Raw genomic sequence first — 15,192 nt, 5'->3', positions numbered from 1 at the left:
CGCGGTCGCTCAGCAGGCGTCGAGGAAGCGGTCGAGGACTCGGGTGCCGAACTGGAGGCCGTCCACCGGGACCCGTTCGTCGATGCCGTGGAACATGCCGGCGAAGTCGAGGTCCGCCGGGAGCTTCAGCGGCGCGAACCCGAAGCAGCGGATGCCGAGGTCGGAGAAGGACTTGGCGTCCGTGCCGCCGGAGAGCATGTACGGGACGGCGCGGGCGATGGGGTCCTCGGCGACCAGCGCGGACTGCATGGCGTCGACGAGTGCGCCGTCGAAGGTGGTTTCGAGCGCCTTGTCGCCGTGCGCGTCCTCGCGCCTGACCCGGGGGCCGATGATCCGGTCGACGTCGGCGAGGAACTCCTCCTCGAAGCCGGGCAGGAAGCGCCCGTCGACGTGGGCGGTGGCCTCTCCGGGGATCACGTTGACCTTGTAGCCGGCGGAGAGCATGGTCGGGGCCGCCGAGTTGCGCAGGGTGGTGCCGATCATGCGGGCGATGCCGCCGAGCTTGGCGAGGGTGGCGTCCATGTCCTCCGGGTCGAGCGTGGTGCCGAGCGCGTCGGACAGCTCGTCGAGGAAGGACCGCACGGTCTTGGTGATCCGCACCGGCCACTCGTGGCGGCCGAGGCGTGCCACCGCCTCGGTCAGTTCGGTGATCGCGTTGTCGGTGTTGGTCATCGAGCCGTGCCCCGCGGTGCCCTCGACGGTGAGGCGCATCCAGTGCATGCCCTTCTCCGCGGTCTCGATGAGGTAGAGCCGCAGGTCCTCCCTGACCTGGAAGGAGAATCCGCCGACCTCGCCGATGGCCTCGGTGACGCCCTCGAAGAGGTCGGGGTGGTTGTCCACGAGGTGCCGGGCGCCGAAGATGCCGCCCGCCTCCTCGTCGGCGAGGAACGCGAGCACGATGTCGCGCGGGGGCTTGCGGCCGCTGCGCAGCCGGTCCCGTACGACCGCGAGGGTCATGGCGTCCATGTCCTTCATGTCGACGGCGCCGCGGCCCCAGACGCAGCCCTCGGAGATCTCCCCGGAGAACGGCGGCAGCGTCCAGTCCTGGGCGTTGGCCGGTACGACGTCGAGGTGGCCGTGGATCAGCAGCGGGGGCCGCGACGGGTCGGCGCCCTCGATCCTGGCGACCGTGGAGGCCCTGCCGGGGTGCGACTCATAGATGTGCGGTTCGACGCCGACCTCGGCGAGCTTCTCGGCCACGTACTCGGCCGCGGCGCGCTCGCCGGGGCCCGAGTGGTCCCCGTAGTTGCTGGTGTCGATCCTGATCAGGTCGCGACAGAGGTCGACGACTTCGTCCTCGCCGCTCACCGTGGCATCGGTGCGTGCCGCACTGGACTCGCTCACGCTGGTTCCTCTCTCTGTCGCCGCTGGTGGGTCCTTCCATCCTCCCCCGGACACCCCCCTTGGCCCAAGGCGGGAGCGGGCCCTCCGGGGGGTTTGGCGGCGGCCGCCGGGCGTGATCGGGAGCCCCCGAATGTTTGCTATGGTTTTCCACGTCACCGCGGCACGGACCGCGGGACCACCGGTCCGGGTGGCGGAATGGCAGACGCGCTAGCTTGAGGTGCTAGTGCCCTTTATCGGGCGTGGGGGTTCAAGTCCCCCCTCGGACACCAGCAGGGCCCCAGTCGATCTGGGGCCTTACTCATGTTTGCTGACGCCCTCCGCATTCCGTGGCATGCGCCTCGCGGGTGTGGAGTCTGGTGGACAGGATGAGTCCCAGTTGGGAGAGGGCGTCCGGCTGGAGTAGTTGGTTATGGCCGCCGGTGATGTTGTGGGCCTCGATCGTGCCGGTCACAGAGAGGTCGAGGGTGTCGCCCGCGTCGGCGGACTGAACGGCGGAGGCCGGGGCCAGATCGTCGGTGAGACGCCTGTTGGGAATGCCCGTGACGCGAAGTCGAGCGGGCTGATCTCTCGTCAAATAGTGCGTGAGCGTGTCGATTTGGCCGAACTCCGACTGCCAGTCCAGCACCAGCGCTTCGGGTACGGGCGGTGTGGCGATGGGCTGTTTGCGGAGGACCACGTCATAGCGGTAACGACACCGCGCGCGCCGGCATCGGGGCGCTGACGCTGTGGGTGCGGTCGCTGCCGCTCGAACGGGCCCGGGTGGTGCGCCACCGGGCCGCCGCCCGGGTCAAGGGCCTGCGCCCGGCGGGACGCGCCGACGCGGCGGAGGCCCGGGCCGGAAGACCGGCGGCGGAGGGCAGGACGGTCCCGCGCAGGACCGGCCGCCCGTCCGTTGCGGGCGGCCGTCGGGAGCCGACGCGGGTCCGCGGCGGCCGGTGCGCCCGCCGTGCGGGGGGCTTACGCGGCGCCGGGGTGTGTGCGGTGTGTGGATTTCGGAAGGGGCGGGTGAATTCTGGTGTCAGGGCTGCGACTGGTCCGCGAGCCACGGCCTGACCTGGCGGCGGGCGTGGTGCAGCCGGGACTTGACCGTGCCCAGCGGGATGCCCAGGCGCTCCTCTATCTCCGCGTAGTCCATCTGGCAGATGTCCCGGTACACCAGCGGCGCCACCAGGTGGGGACTGTCGTTCTCCAGGCGGTCGAGGGCCTCAAGCAGGTCGACGCGGGAGCCGGCGATCACGCTGGTGGTACGCGGGTCGAGCGGCCCGGCGTCGGGGTCGGCGAGCGGCTGTTCACCGGCCCTGCGCTTCAGCTCCCGGTACTTCTGCCGCGAGCAGTTGGCGACCACCGTGTACAGCCAGGTGCTGAACCTGCTGCGGCCCTCGAAGCGGCGGATATTGCGGGAGACCTGCAACAGGACGTCCTGCGCCGCCTCCTCCGCGTCCTCCTTGTACAGCAGGAAGCGTCCACAGCGGCGTACCACGTCGGGACTGATACTTCTCAGCAACTCGTCGAGTGCGGCGCTGTCCCCCTGGGAGGCACGTGTCGCGAGGTCCTCGATTTCCTGCGCCCGGCTCATCGGCCTCCGCCCGGTTCGGTTCGGAACGGTGAGATCACTCGTGCATGATAATCGCATGCAGCACCCCGAGAAGATCGGCCGTTACCGGATCGTCGGACGCCTGGGCGCCGGGGCTTTCGGCATCGTCTGGCTCGCCCACGACGACCAGCTCGACACCCCTGTCGCCATCAAGGTGATGGCCGAGAACTGGGCTGCCCAGTTGGACGTCAGGGAGCGGTTCATGACCGAGGCCCGGATGCTGCGCAGGGCGAGATCGAGCGGTGTGGTGCAGGTCTTCGACGTCGGGGAGCTACCGGACGAACGCCCCTATTTCGTGATGGAGTACGCGGATCTGGGCACGGTGGAGGACCGTCTCGCGATGGGGGTGCCGCCGCTGAACGAGGCCCTGGAGATCGTCGCGCAGGCGTCGGGCGCCGCCGCGGAACTGCACGAGGCGGGGATCGTGCACCGGGACATCAAGCCGTCGAACGTGCTGCTCGCGGAGGGTCCTGGCGGCCGGGAGCGGGTGCTGCTCGCGGATCTCGGGCTGGCCAAGAACCTCGCCCAGGCGTCGGGTCTCACGGTGGTCGCGGGTTCGGCCGGTTATATGTCGCCCGAGCAGGAGGAGCCGTTCAGTGGGATCGACGGGCGCGCCGACGTGTACGCGCTCGGGGCGCTGCTGTACCACCTGGTCACCGGGATCGTGCCGGGCCGCCCCGGGCGGGTGCTGCCGCCCGAGGAGGTACGCCCCGGGGTGCCGCGGCAGGTGCGGGACGCGGTGAAGCGGGCGATGGCGGAGGACCGCGAGGACCGCTGGCCCACGGCGAAGGTGTTCGCGGAGGCGGTGGGCGCTCTCGCGGCGCTGCCGCAGGAGGAAGGCGGGGCGGGGGAGCCGGAGGGCGGCGGCCCGGACGCAGCCGCGGACACCGCGGCGTCCTCGTCCTCCTCGGGTTCGGCGGGCTCGGCGCCGCCGACGCTGCCCACCTCCGCCGCCCCCGCCGCCTCACCCTCCTCGGCCGCCTCGCCCTCTTCCTCGGCGGCCTCTCCTGCCACTCCCCCGCCGTCCGCCTCGTCGGGAGCCTCCGGCACGGACGACGCGGGTCCCGCCGCCTCGTCGCTCGCGACGCCCCCTTCCGCCGCCTCCGGGGTCTCGGGGGCCTCTCAGCTCGCGTCACCGGCGTCGGGGACGTCGCGGTCGGCCCCGCCGCCCTCCGGCGCGTCGGCGGCCTCCCAGGCGGCTCCGTACGCCCAGGGCGGCTCCTCCGCCGCCCCGCCGGACTCCGGCGCTCCCCCGCAGCCGCCCACGGCGCACGGCGGCGCCCCGGCGCCCGCCCCCTCGCCCACCGCCCCCGAGGAGCCGCGGCAGCCGTTCCCACAGGTCGTCCAGCCGCCGTCGACGTCGCAGTCCGCCGCGGTCCCCGCATCGGCGGCCCAGCCCGCTCCCCCGCGGCCGGACCCGGCGTCCGGGGACGAGGCCCCGTGGGAGGAGGCCACCACCCGGCCGCTGCCGACCGAGGACCTGTTCGGGCCCGAGCCCCAGGAGCCGCGCAAGGCGGGCGGTGGGCGCTCGCGGCGGCGGAAGCAGACGTGGATCGGGGCCGCCGTGGTGGTGGCGCTCGGGGTCGCGGGGGCGGTGGTGTACGCCGTGCCGCTGCACGGAGACGACGGGCCCCGGCGGGTCTCGGACAGCACGGGCCGGGTGAGCGTGGCGGCACCGTCGAAGTGGGCGCGGCAACTCAACGACAGCGGCTGGTCACCCGCCGCGCTCGGGCTGCCGAAGGGGCACGAGCCGGGGCTCACGGTGTCCCAGGACGCGGAGCACTGGCCCGATCTCTCGGCGTCCGTGCAGGGCGTGTTCGTGGGCACCACCGACAGCGACGACCTGGTGTCGAAGGTCAACGCGATCCAGCACGGCGGCTCGTGCGCGTACAAGGGCAGCCGCACGTTCTCCGACGCGACGTGGAAAGGCTCCGTACGGACCTGGTCCTCGTGCGGGGACAAGGGGCAGTCCCTTGAGGAGATCGGGCTCACCCCGAAGAAGAAGGGCCTGCCGAGGGTCTACGTGCAGATCAGGTACGAGGGCTCCGACCAGGCCGACACCATCCTCAGGAGCCTGCGCGTCACCGCGTGAGCGCGGGCCGCGCCGGAGGGGCCCGCAAAATCGCGGTGGATTCGCGGGGCATTCCCGTGAACTTCCCCGACACCCGCGCCATCACATCTCCTGTACGGCTTCCACGGAAGACGGTGGAAGAACATCCAGGTGAACGGCGGCGCCGCCGCGTTCCCCGACCAGGAGAGGCGATGGACATGACGAACGGCGCGGAGCGGGACGGCAGGACGACCGGCACCTGGCTGAAGCACCCGGGCAGGGCGGCCGCCACGGCGGTCGCGGTGGCGGCGGTGACCGGCCTCGCCCTCACCGGCGTGGCACAGGCCGCATCCCCCTCGGCGGCGTCCGCGCCGACCTGTGGGGTATCGGACCTGGACGCCTCGCTCGGCAAGGACCTGGCGGGCGGCATGAACCACCAGGGCGTGGTGCTGCACCTGGAGAACACCAGCGGCAAGACCTGCGACCTGCTCGGCTACCCGGGGCTCGGCCTTGAGGACTCCGACCACACCCCGCTCACCTCGGACACCACGTGGGGCACCACGTGGTACGCCGACGACCCGGGCAAGGCGGTCCTGAAGCTCGCCCCCGGCCAGTCCGCCGAGGCCGTCATCGCGTGGACGCACGCCAATGTCGACACGTCCGACGGCACCCACGCCGCCTATCTTGAGGTGACGCCGCCCGCGTCGACGGGTCACAAGACGGTGAAGTTCGACAACTGGGTCGACAACGGCCAGCTCACCGTCACGTCACTGGCCCGTACGGTCGACCTCAGGGGCTGACCGTGCCGGTGAGCGGCCGCGTCCGCCCGTGTCCGCACCCGACCCGTTAACGGCACCAAGGAGAGTTCCCCACATGTCCGTGCGCCCCCGCCGCGCCATCCGCAGGCCCGCCCGTCTCGCCGTGGGCACTGCCGCGCTGCTCGCCTCCGCGGTGCTGATCGCCGGGTGCGGTGACGAAGGCGGCGACGGGCCCACCGTCGTCACGGGGCCCGCGGGCCCGGCGGGTTCGGGAAGCTCGGCCGACCCCGGCTCCGGTGGTGACGGCGGCGGCGACAACGGCGGGGGCGACGGCCAGGGCCAGGGGACGTCGGGGGCCTCGGGGGACTCGACGGGCTCCCCGACGAGCGGGGGCGGCTCCGACGGCGGCTCGGGAGACACCAAGGGCTCCGACGGTTCGGGCGGGGGCGGCGACGGGGGCTCGGGGGACGACTCCGCCCCGCGGTGCCACACGGGGGATCTGAAGGCGTCGGTCGCCGACGACGGCGCGGGCGCGGGCCAGGTGCAGTTCCTGCTGGTGCTGACCAACACCTCGGGAAGCACCTGCACGGTGTACGGCTTTCCGGGCCTGGCCTTCCTGGACGGCGCGGGCCACCAGGTGTCGTCGGTGGAGCCGCGGCGGCAGGGGCCCTCGGGCTCGGCGGTGCGGCTCGCGCCCGGCGGGCGGGCCAGGTCGGGACTCTCCTACGCCAACCCGGACATGACGGGGGCGAAGACCGTCACCCCCGCCTCGGTGGCGATCACACCGCCCGACGAGGAGACCACGCTGATCACGGCCTGGCCGGGGGACGCCCCGGTGGCCGCGGACTCGTCGTCGGGCTCGGTGCCGAAGGTGTCGTCCATGGTGGCCTACTGAGCGGTACGGGGTGGCGCGGCCGGGCCTGCGGCCGGGCCTGCGGCCGGATTCCGCCGGGACATTCCGCGGTGAAGGGGGCGGCGTCGCCCGCGCTTGACCCATTGTGCCGTTTCCGGTGATCGCCCGGGGCGCCAGGGCCGTACTCCACGCGGCGTCGACGGCGGGTCTCTTGACGTACGTTGCGGCCGTCCGACTTCGGCTCGATATGAACTCCGCCGGGCCCGCCTCCGCTGCCGATACTGGCGAGCGCATGCCGGTGGCCGCCGCGTTCGTACCGGTGGCGGCGCCGGGGAGCGAGGCGCACGAAGGAGCCGTCGTAAGCATGTCCGACAATGTGGCGCAACGTCTGGCCGAGCATGTCTCGGACCAGGGATGGGGCGAGCGGGTCGCCTTTCTGATCGACGATGAATCCGCCACCTTCCGCGAGGTGTTCGCGGAGGCGGCGAGGGTCGCCGGTGGCTATCGGTCCGCGGGACTCGGGCCCGGCGACCGGGTGCTGCTCGCGCTGCCGGACAGCCTGGAGCTGATCTGGTGTCTGCTCGGCGCCTGGCAGGCCGGGCTCGTCGCCGTACCCGTCAACGTCCAGATGGGCAGGGACGACCTGGCCAGGGACGTGGCGACGGCGGAGCCCGCGCTGATCGTGGTCGACCCCGACACCGCGGGCTGGCTCGACACCGCGGGGCTCGGCCCGACCACCGAGGTCAAGCCGCTGGTCGAGCCCGAGCCCGACACCCGCTTCGCGGACGGCGGCCGGGCGCCCGCGCTCGCGCTGTTCACGTCCGGCACCACGGGGGCCCCGAAGCTGTGCTTCTTCCGCCACGACGACCTCCCGGCGGGGGACCGCGGCACGGTCGCGGAGCCGGACGCCGTGGGCCTCTCGGTGTCGCGCATGTACTTCCTCGGCGGGCTGAGCGTCACCCTGTTCACCGCACTCGGCACCGGGCAGACCGCGGTGCTCTCCCGGCCGCGCGCCACCCCGGCCGCGGCCCTCGCGCTCATGCGCAGGCACGGTGTCACGAGCCTGTTCGCACAGCCGAGTTTCCTGGCGCGGCTGCTGCTCGAACCGGACCACGCCGAGGTGCTGGGGCGGCTGCGGCAGGTGACCGCCGCCGGGGAGGTGCTGTCCGCGCGGATGCGCGAGCGCCTGCTGCCGGTCCTCGGCGACCGCCTCGTCAACGCCTACGGGGCGACGGAGATCGGCGGCATCGCCATCGGCCGCCCGGCCGCGTACGGGCAGCCTTCCGCTGTCGGGCCCGCCTTCGACGGCAGGCCGGTACGGGTCGTGGACCCCGAGGGGACGCCGCTGCCCACCGGGGAGCGGGGCGAGCTGCACATCCGGGTGCCGTTCGCCACCCGCGGCGTGCGCCGCGGCAGCCTCGGCCCCGACCGGCTCACCGACGTCTGGTGGCCGACCGGGGACCTCGCCACCATCGACGAGGACGGTGTCATCCACGCGCACGGGCGGCTCGACGACGTCGAGGTGATCGGCGGGCAGAACGTCGTGCCCGGCGAGGTCGAGCGGCTCATCGAGAGCCATCCGCGGGTGCTCGAAGCGGCGGTCAGCGCCGTGCGGCGGCCTGCGGGCGACACCAGTCTGCGGGCCTACGTCGTCGCCGTCCCCGGCTCCGGGCCCGCCGGTGACGCGCTCGGCGAGGAGTTGGTCGGCCTCGCCCGCTCCCGGCTGTCCTGGTACAAGGTCCCGTACGACGTCGTCTGGCTTGACGCGCTGCCCCGCAACGGCAACGGCAAGGTGCTGCGCAGGCTGCTGCGGGCCGAAGGCGGCCAGTTCGCCTGACCGCCGCCGGCCGTGTCACGGCGCCGGGTCCCGCCGGTCCCCCGCGCTCGCGGGCCCCGGCGCCGTGTCACTCCCCCGCGCCCCCTTCCCCGGTGGCCCACTCCCCCGCCGACTCCTCCCGTACGACCAGCCGTACAGGACCGAAGAGGCCCGTGCGGATCTGGCCCCCGGCGATGGCCCTGGTCGGGGAGGCGTCGTCGAGATAGCCCGCGAGGGTGCCGCGCACGACGACCTCGACCTCGTTCTCGCCGGGCCGCAGCAGCCCGGTGACGTCGAAGGCCCACGGGCCCCAGGCCCGCTCCCCCGCGGGGGCGCCGCCCACCGTGACCGCCACGGCGCCGCGGACCTCGCCCAGGTCGAGCAGGGTGCGCCCGGTGGGGACGGCGGGCAGGGCGAGCGTGGTGCGGTGCCGCACCTCGCCGCCGAGGGCGCGCAGGCCCAGGCTCTCCCAGTCGGTCAGCGGCGCGGTCGTCTCCGCCGTCTCCGCCTCGACGGGGCCTTCGAGCAGCGCTCCGCCGCGCCGCCCCCCGTCCGCGGTGAGGCACAGGGTGACGGTCGCGCCCGCGGGCAGCGGCCCGGGCAGCGCGACGCGGCCCCCGGCGTCGGGGGTGAGGGTGTGCCCTCCGGTGTGGACGGCGCAGGGCAGCGCGGTGGGCACCCGTAGCGCGGTGGTGCCGAGGGGGGCGGTGAAGCGGAGCCATTCGGTGCGGGGGCCGCCGGGGGCGAGGTCGGGCACCAGGGGTTCCACCACGTCACCGGGCGCGGCGGCGGGGTCGAGCCAGGCGGCGCCTGGCAGCGGGTGGGGGCGGGCGGTGGCGCACACGGCGCGGGGGTCGCGGCCGAGGTGCGAGGGGCGGGTGCGCACGGGCTGCGGCAGGCCGTCGGCGGTGGCGCTCCAGTGCGGGCCGCTGATCCAGCCGAGGCCGCCCGCGGCGCGCGGCGCGGTGTCCAGGGTGGCGGCGGTGGGCGTGGCGGCGGTGTCGGTGAGGCGGAGGGTGAGGGTGTTGCGTCCCGGGTGGAGCAGGGGGCCGATGTCGTAGGGGTGGACGCGGACCTCGCGGTGGTCGGGGTAGGGGTGGAAGTCGCCCTGGCGGCCCGCCTCCGTGCCGTTGACGAGGACCGTGCAGGCGCCGTCGCTGCCGATGTGGACGACGGTGTCGGCGGGCGGCCGTGCGAGGTCGGCGGTGAGGGTGAGGTCGCTCACCCTGCCGGGAGAGCCGTGCGTGCCCGCGGTGAGCCATTCGGGGCGGCGGTAGGCGTCGCGGTCGCGTACGACGGCGAACGAGGCGCGTACGGGGCCGTCTTCGAGGGCGGTGAGGTCGAGGTCGAGGCGGGCGGTGCGGGGGGCGGTGGCGGCCGGCAGGGGGCTGAAGGTCTGGTAGCCGTCGCCCTCGACGGGGAGTTCGGCGCCGTCGAGCCGTACGGCGCGCGCGGCGCAGGCGCCGACCGCGAGCCAGCGGGTGCCGGGCGGCAGGGTGAGGTGGGTGCGTACGGTGACGGTGCTGCCCGCGGTGAGGTGCCGCCAGTCCAGGAACTCCTCGGGGACGTAGCCCTTGGGGCCGAGCCGGTCCTCGTGGACCGGGTCGTCGTGGATGCCGCGGGAGAGGGACCACTCGACGGGGGCGAAGTCCCCGTCGCCCTCGCGGGCCAGCGCGAACGGGCCGAATCCGGCGGTGACGGGCCGCCAGGGCCCCTCGGGTGCGGCGCGGTGGGCCATGCGCCAGACCTCGACGGGCAGGACGCCGGTGCGGTCGGGGGCGGCGAGGTCGCCATGGGTGTTGTCGAGGGTGGAGCGGGCGCGCAGCCGCCAGGGCCCGTCGAGGGGCACGGTGGCGGTGACCGGGCCCGGCGCGGTGCGGGTGGGGGCGGGCAGGCCGTCGCCGAGGACGACGAGGGCCACGGGCCCGTCCTCGAAGGGCACGTCGAGCCGCCAGCCGCCCTCCGGGTGCGGGGTGGCGGTGAGCGCGGTGCGGTCACTGGTGCCGGGGTCCCAGCGCTGGGCGCGCGGGCGCCGCGCGGTGTGGACGCGCAGGGTGGCGGTGCGCCCGGCGGCGGGGATCAACTCGGGCCCGTGGTCGCGGAGTTGGCGCCAGTACTCGGCCCAGGTGAAGGCGGCGTCGGGGGTGTACCAGCCGCGTGCGGGCAGCTTCACGACGGGGGCGCGGGTGCCGGTGCGCTCGTCGTGGGCGGTGAGCGCGACGACGCCGAGGGCGCCGTGGCGGCGCAGCAGGAACGGGACGTCGGCGGTGATACGGCCGGGCGCGGTGGCGACGGCGGCGGGCACGTCCGCGGTGGCGGTGACGGTGATGTCGCCGCGTTCCACGGCGGCGTGGAAGAGGGCGGCGGCGGCGCTGTCGGGGCCGTGGGGGCCGAGGAAGAGCCGGGGCGCCGCGCCCGCGCACACCACGCGCCCGCCCGCGGCGGCGAAACCGGCCAGGGTGCGTGCGGCGTCCGCCGACAGCGCCTCGGGGCCCGGCAGGACCACGGTGCGGTAGGTCTCCGCGCCGATGCGCAGGGTGGCCTCTGGGGTGGTCTCGGCGGCGGCGACGGTGGCCTCGTCGAGGGTGTCGTGGTCGAGTCCCGCGCGCTCCAGCACCCCGCGCTCCTCGGCGAACCAGCAGCCCACGCCGTTGAGTTCGTGGTAGCGCCCGGACGCCTCGGCGGCGGGCGGGAGGGCGCCGTCGAGGGTGAGGTGGGCCTGTGCGGCGGTGGTCGGGGTGAGCAGGACGGTGTCGCAGTCGTGGCGGCCCGCGGTGAGGACCGAGCAGAGCCGGGCGACGGCCGTGGCCAGCAGGTGGTACGAGGGCCAGTAGGGCTGGCGCCAGCAGGTGGACGGGGGCGCCCACTCCCACCAGCCGCCGGGGGTGGCGTAGTAGACGGCGTGCGGGTTGTAGAGGGTGGCGCCGCGGCGCAGAAAGGGGGCGAGCCAGTCGTAGGTCTCCTCCAGGGTGCCGCCCCAGCCGGAGGAGTGGAACGCCTCGATCCAGGTGCGGGGGTGGCCGTGGGCGTGTGCGAGGGAGCTGTGGACCTTGGCGTCGCCCCAGTGGTCGCTGCCGGGTGCGCCGTAACCGGCGTGGGTGGCGAGGTAGTCGCCGTAGAGCCGGACGCCGCCCGCGGGGTCGCCCTCGCGGGCCGGTGAGGGCTGGTCGAAGCCGCAGACGAGGCCGTGGCGTTCGAAGTAGGCGCGCTGGGGGTCGAAGAAGGCGCGGCGGCCGAGGCGGGCGCGGTGCTCGTGGTAGTCGCGGCGGACCCGGGCGGCCTCGTCGCCGGTGTCGGGCTCCCAGAGGGCGGCGAGCCTGGGCGGCAGTTCGTAGCCGTAGCGCTGGGCGAAGGTGGCGGCGAAGTCGCGGCCCCAGGTGGGCAGGGCGGGCAGTTCGTCCTGGAAGAAGCCGCCGATGGAGCGCCCGAACCACTGGCCGACCGCGCGCTCCAGGGTGCCGTGCACCTGGTCGAGGAGGGCGGCGCAGGCGTCGGCGCCGAAGAGGTCGAAGCCGCTGGGGCCGCTGTGCACGAGGGTGAGGGTCGCGGGCGGGCCGTGCCAGCGGACGGTGCCCGCGTCGAGGTCCGCGGGGTGTACGGAGCCGTCGGCGAGGCGGGCGTAGGCGGCGAGTGCGGTGTGTCCTGCGGGGGCGCGCAGGTCGGTGCGGGCGGCGTCGGGGGGCCTGCGGGTGCGGTGCAGGGCGAGGCCGCCGTACTCGGGGTGGTCGGCGATCAGGCGGCCCTGGAGGTTGGCGCCGGAGAAGCCGATCTGGTCGTACATCCAGAGGGTGAAGCCGAGTTCGTCGGCGTCGGCGCAGGCCCCGGCGAGCAGGTCGAGCCATGCGGGGCCGAGGTAGGGCGGGTCGTCGGCGAGGGCGCCGAACATGGGTCCCGTGGGGGCGAGGCAGATGACGACGGCCTGGTGGACGCCCTGGGCGAGCATGGTGCGCATCTGCGCGCGCAGCCGCTCGCGGGTGACGCGGGCGCCGCTCCACCACCACAGCGGCAGCGGCCCGTACTCGGGGGCGGGGGCGGTGAAGCGGGTCAGCAGGTCGGCGGGGGTCTCGGGCACTCGGGGGCCTCTCTGTGCCGGGGGCGCGGGGCGCGGGCGGGGCCGCGGGGTGGTTCAGGCGTGCTCGGCGCCGGGCAGTCCGGGGCCGCGCCGCTCGGTCTGGATGCGGTCGAAGGTCTTGCCCGCGGTGTCGGGCATGAAGAAGAACCCGACGCAGCCGCTGATGACGAGGAAGGCGGTGAGCAGGGCGGCGATGGCGGTGATACCGGCGTCGGCGAGGCGCGGCACGAAGTAGCTCCACACGCCGAGGCAGGCGCGGGCCACACCGAAGGTGAGGCCCTGCGCGGTGCCGCGCAGCAGGGTGGGGAAAAGCTCCTGGGTGAACGTCTTGTAGAACGCCTCGCCCGCGAGGGCGGCGCCGACGCCGAAGAGGAAGGTGTTCAGCAGGATCGTCGGGACGGTGAAGGGGAACCAGAGGAAGATCGCGTACGAGATCACCTGGGTCACGGAGCCGACCGCCCACAGGCGGCGGCGCGTGAGGTGGTCGCGGTCGCTGAACGGCATGTAGACGAGGACGGTGGCGGCGATGCCGATGACGAAGCCCGCGCAGGACAGCGCGACGCTTGTGGTCTGGTCGCCCGCGCCGAGGTTGCGCACCATGTACGGGGTGAAGAGCCCCGCGGTGCCTGCGGCGAGGCCCCAGAAGACGTAGAAGCCGCCCGTCCACAGCATGGCCCGCAGATGCGCGCCGTGGAACAGCTCACGCACCCGGACCCGGGTCGCGGCCGCGCCCGCCGCGGCGGCCTTCCAGCGCGCGGACTCGGTCATGCCCTGGCGCAGCGCCCAGGTGACGACGGCGACGAGGACGAGGTGCAGGAAGACGATGCGGATGCCGAGCAGGTCGAGGTGGGAGAGCGCGAGCGCGAGCAGCAGCACGATCATGGGGCCGATGTTCCAGGCGACCTGGGTGAACCCGAGGAGCTTGCCGCGGGCCCGCGTCGGGGAGAACTCGCCGACCAGCGCGAGCGAGGTGGGGACGTCGGCGCCGACCGCGACACCGACGGCGAAGGTGCCGGCGAACAGCATCGCCGGGTTGACGGCGAGCGCGATGCAGAGCACGGCGAGCGCGTAGACCAGCAGGTCCCACTGGTAGATGCGCTTGCGTCCGAGCCGGTCGCCGAGCCTGCCGCCGACGAGGGCGCCGACGGCGGCGCCGATGGCGTTGGGGCCGATCGCGGCGAGCGCACCGACGCCGGTCGGTCCGGAGTCCGAGAGGTGCATCTCGTCCTGGAACAGGGCGAGTCCCGTGCCGATCGCCACGATGGAGCCCGCGTCGAGGTAGGACGCCATGCCGGCGAGCGCCGACCACTTCCACTGGGTGCGGCTGACCCGGCCGCCCCCGTCGTCGTCCGGCCGCGGTGCGCCGGGCGCCCGTACGGGGCCGCGGCCAAGGCCGCGCGGGTCGTCGGCCGGGTGCCCGCCGGGTGCCGTCTCTGCCATCCTGGGGCTCCTCGATTCGTAGAACGTTCTCCAAGAAAGCGGCTCACAGGGTAGGCGTCTCCTGCCGATCGGCGTCAACGGTCGTGCAGAAGGTCGTAGAACGTTCTTTGCCTACGAGGTGGCAGACCGGGACGGATAGGCTTTCCCGGCACACCAGGACCGACCGGAGGCCCGTATGTCCACCGCCGACAGGGGGCGCCGCGTGACCATCACCGACGTCGCCCGCCACGCGGGGGTCTCCACCTCCGCGGTCTCCAAGGTGCTCCGCAACGCCTACGGGGTCAGCGACGGGATGCGGGAGCGGGTGCGGGCGGCCATGGCGGACCTGGACTACCGGCCGCACGCGGCGGCCCGCGGCATGCGGGGGCGCACGTACACGATCGGGGTGCTGCTCGACAACATCCGCAACGCGTTCTTCGCGGACATCCTGGACGGTGTGGGCGGCGAACTGCGCGGCTCCGACTACCAGATGCTGATCGGCGCCGCGGGCTTCGACAGCGACGACCAGACCCGTCTCGCGCGGGCGCTCGTCGACCGTCAGATGGACGGGCTCATCCTGATCGGCCCCGGTTTCCCGCGCTCGGAGGTGCTGCGCACGGCGGCCTCGGTGCCGACGGTGGTGATCGGCCACCACGACACGGCGGACGTCCACGACTCGGTGGTGGACGCGGACGCGGTGGGCGCGGGCCTGGTGGTGGACCACCTGGTGGATCTCGGACACCGCAGGATCGCGCTGACCTCGGCGCGCGGCAACGAGGGCGCCGGCTGGCCCGGCACCCCCGAGCGGGTGCAGCGGCGCGGCTACGAGGAGGCGATGGAGCGGCACGGCCTGACCGAGTACGCCCGGGTGGCGACGACCGCGTACTCGGAGGAGGGCGGCTACCGGGCGGGGCGTGAGCTGCTGTCGACGGCGCCGCTGCCGACGGCGGTGTTCGCGGGCGCGGACGTGGCGGCGATGGGGGTGTTCCGCGCGGCGCGCGAACTCGGCCTGCGCATCCCCGAGGACGTGTCGCTCGCCGGGTACAACAACACCGCGGTGGCGGCGCTGGCGCCGGTCCGCCTCACCAGCGTGGACCAGGCGGGCGAGCTGATGGGCGCGACGGCGGCAAGACTCCTCCTGGAACGCCTCGCGGGCCGCACCCGCTCGGTACTGATGTCGGTGTCCCCGACCCTGGTGGTACGGGGGACCACGGGGGCGGCGCCGGGGGTCGCGTGAGGCGCGGGGGCGCGCGTCGGCCTGGGAAGACGTGGGGCCGGGCCACGCG

10 protein-coding genes and 1 tRNA gene are annotated in these 15,192 nt (G+C 74.4%); 6 read left to right on the top strand and 5 right to left on the bottom strand.

Annotated features, from left to right (window positions below):
• Nucleotides 1-9: 9 nt before the first annotated feature.
• Nucleotides 10-1,344 carry a M20/M25/M40 family metallo-hydrolase gene (locus ACIBIW_RS27940; RefSeq protein ID WP_399339827.1) on the bottom strand — a complete coding sequence of 445 codons (1,335 nt, stop codon included), beginning with the start codon at nucleotides 1,342-1,344 and terminating at the stop codon, nucleotides 10-12.
• Nucleotides 1,345-1,525: 181 nt separating this feature from the next.
• On the opposite strand from ACIBIW_RS27940, the gene ACIBIW_RS27935 reads away from it, so the two are divergent.
• Nucleotides 1,526-1,613, top strand: a tRNA-Leu gene (locus ACIBIW_RS27935).
• Between the two features lie 29 nt (nucleotides 1,614-1,642).
• Here the strand turns inward: ACIBIW_RS27935 and ACIBIW_RS27930 are convergent.
• Both ACIBIW_RS27930 and ACIBIW_RS27925 read right to left on the bottom strand, forming a co-directional pair.
• Entirely contained in the window at nucleotides 1,643-2,020 is a 378-nt protein-coding gene (locus tag ACIBIW_RS27930) for a hypothetical protein (protein ID WP_399339826.1), read from the bottom strand.
• Nucleotides 2,021-2,362: 342 nt separating this feature from the next.
• Nucleotides 2,363-2,920 carry an RNA polymerase sigma factor gene (locus ACIBIW_RS27925; protein WP_399339825.1) on the bottom strand — a complete coding sequence of 186 codons (558 nt, stop codon included), beginning with the start codon at nucleotides 2,918-2,920 and terminating at the stop codon, nucleotides 2,363-2,365.
• Nucleotides 2,921-2,975: 55 nt separating this feature from the next.
• Between ACIBIW_RS27925 and ACIBIW_RS27920 the strand changes: the two genes are divergently transcribed.
• From ACIBIW_RS27920 to ACIBIW_RS27905, 4 genes are all read left to right on the top strand, one after another.
• On the top strand, nucleotides 2,976-5,030 hold the full coding sequence (locus tag ACIBIW_RS27920) for a serine/threonine-protein kinase (protein WP_399339824.1): 2,055 nt from the start codon (nucleotides 2,976-2,978) through the stop codon (nucleotides 5,028-5,030).
• Nucleotides 5,031-5,200: 170 nt separating this feature from the next.
• Entirely contained in the window at nucleotides 5,201-5,788 is a 588-nt protein-coding gene (locus ACIBIW_RS27915) for a DUF4232 domain-containing protein (RefSeq protein ID WP_399339823.1), read from the top strand.
• A 73-nt stretch (nucleotides 5,789-5,861) separates the two neighbouring features.
• Nucleotides 5,862-6,641 (top strand): DUF4232 domain-containing protein, encoded by a 780-nt coding sequence (locus tag ACIBIW_RS27910; protein WP_399339822.1) that lies wholly within the window; start codon nucleotides 5,862-5,864, stop codon nucleotides 6,639-6,641.
• Between the two features lie 322 nt (nucleotides 6,642-6,963).
• A complete protein-coding gene (locus ACIBIW_RS27905) occupies nucleotides 6,964-8,436 on the top strand; it encodes a class I adenylate-forming enzyme family protein (RefSeq protein WP_399339821.1) in 1,473 nt (490 codons plus the stop codon).
• Nucleotides 8,437-8,503: 67 nt separating this feature from the next.
• Here the strand turns inward: ACIBIW_RS27905 and ACIBIW_RS27900 are convergent, their stop codons facing one another.
• Both ACIBIW_RS27900 and ACIBIW_RS27895 read right to left on the bottom strand, forming a co-directional pair.
• Nucleotides 8,504-12,487: a hypothetical protein gene (locus tag ACIBIW_RS27900; protein ID WP_399339820.1), complete on the bottom strand. Its 3,984-nt coding sequence runs from the start codon at nucleotides 12,485-12,487 to the stop codon at nucleotides 8,504-8,506.
• Between the two features lie 54 nt (nucleotides 12,488-12,541).
• A complete protein-coding gene (locus tag ACIBIW_RS27895) occupies nucleotides 12,542-13,927 on the bottom strand; it encodes an MFS transporter (protein WP_399339819.1) in 1,386 nt (461 codons plus the stop codon).
• 175 nt (nucleotides 13,928-14,102) lie between these two features.
• On the opposite strand from ACIBIW_RS27895, the gene ACIBIW_RS27890 reads away from it, so the two are divergent.
• Nucleotides 14,103-15,143: a LacI family DNA-binding transcriptional regulator gene (locus ACIBIW_RS27890; protein WP_399339818.1), complete on the top strand. Its 1,041-nt coding sequence runs from the start codon at nucleotides 14,103-14,105 to the stop codon at nucleotides 15,141-15,143.
• Nucleotides 15,144-15,192: the final 49 nt, after the last annotated feature.

Origin of the sequence: Streptomyces sp. NPDC050560 (assembly GCF_044457285.1) — a bacterium.
GTDB lineage: Bacteria > Actinomycetota > Actinomycetes > Streptomycetales > Streptomycetaceae > Streptomyces.
This window is presented reverse-complemented; position numbering and strand designations above follow the sequence as displayed.

Excerpts from the sequence above, each read along its gene's own strand:
- ACIBIW_RS27890 (WP_399339818.1), top strand. The coding sequence starts at position 14,103 with ATGTCCACCGCCGACAGGGGGCGCCGCGTGACCATCACCGACGTCGCC.
- ACIBIW_RS27895 (WP_399339819.1), bottom strand. The coding sequence starts at position 13,927 with ATGGCAGAGACGGCACCCGGCGGGCACCCGGCCGACGACCCGCGCGGC.
- ACIBIW_RS27925 (WP_399339825.1), bottom strand. The coding sequence starts at position 2,920 with ATGAGCCGGGCGCAGGAAATCGAGGACCTCGCGACACGTGCCTCCCAG.
- ACIBIW_RS27905 (WP_399339821.1), top strand. The coding sequence starts at position 6,964 with ATGTCCGACAATGTGGCGCAACGTCTGGCCGAGCATGTCTCGGACCAG.
- ACIBIW_RS27910 (WP_399339822.1), top strand. The coding sequence starts at position 5,862 with ATGTCCGTGCGCCCCCGCCGCGCCATCCGCAGGCCCGCCCGTCTCGCC.
- ACIBIW_RS27920 (WP_399339824.1), top strand. The coding sequence starts at position 2,976 with ATGCAGCACCCCGAGAAGATCGGCCGTTACCGGATCGTCGGACGCCTG.
- ACIBIW_RS27915 (WP_399339823.1), top strand. The coding sequence starts at position 5,201 with ATGGACATGACGAACGGCGCGGAGCGGGACGGCAGGACGACCGGCACC.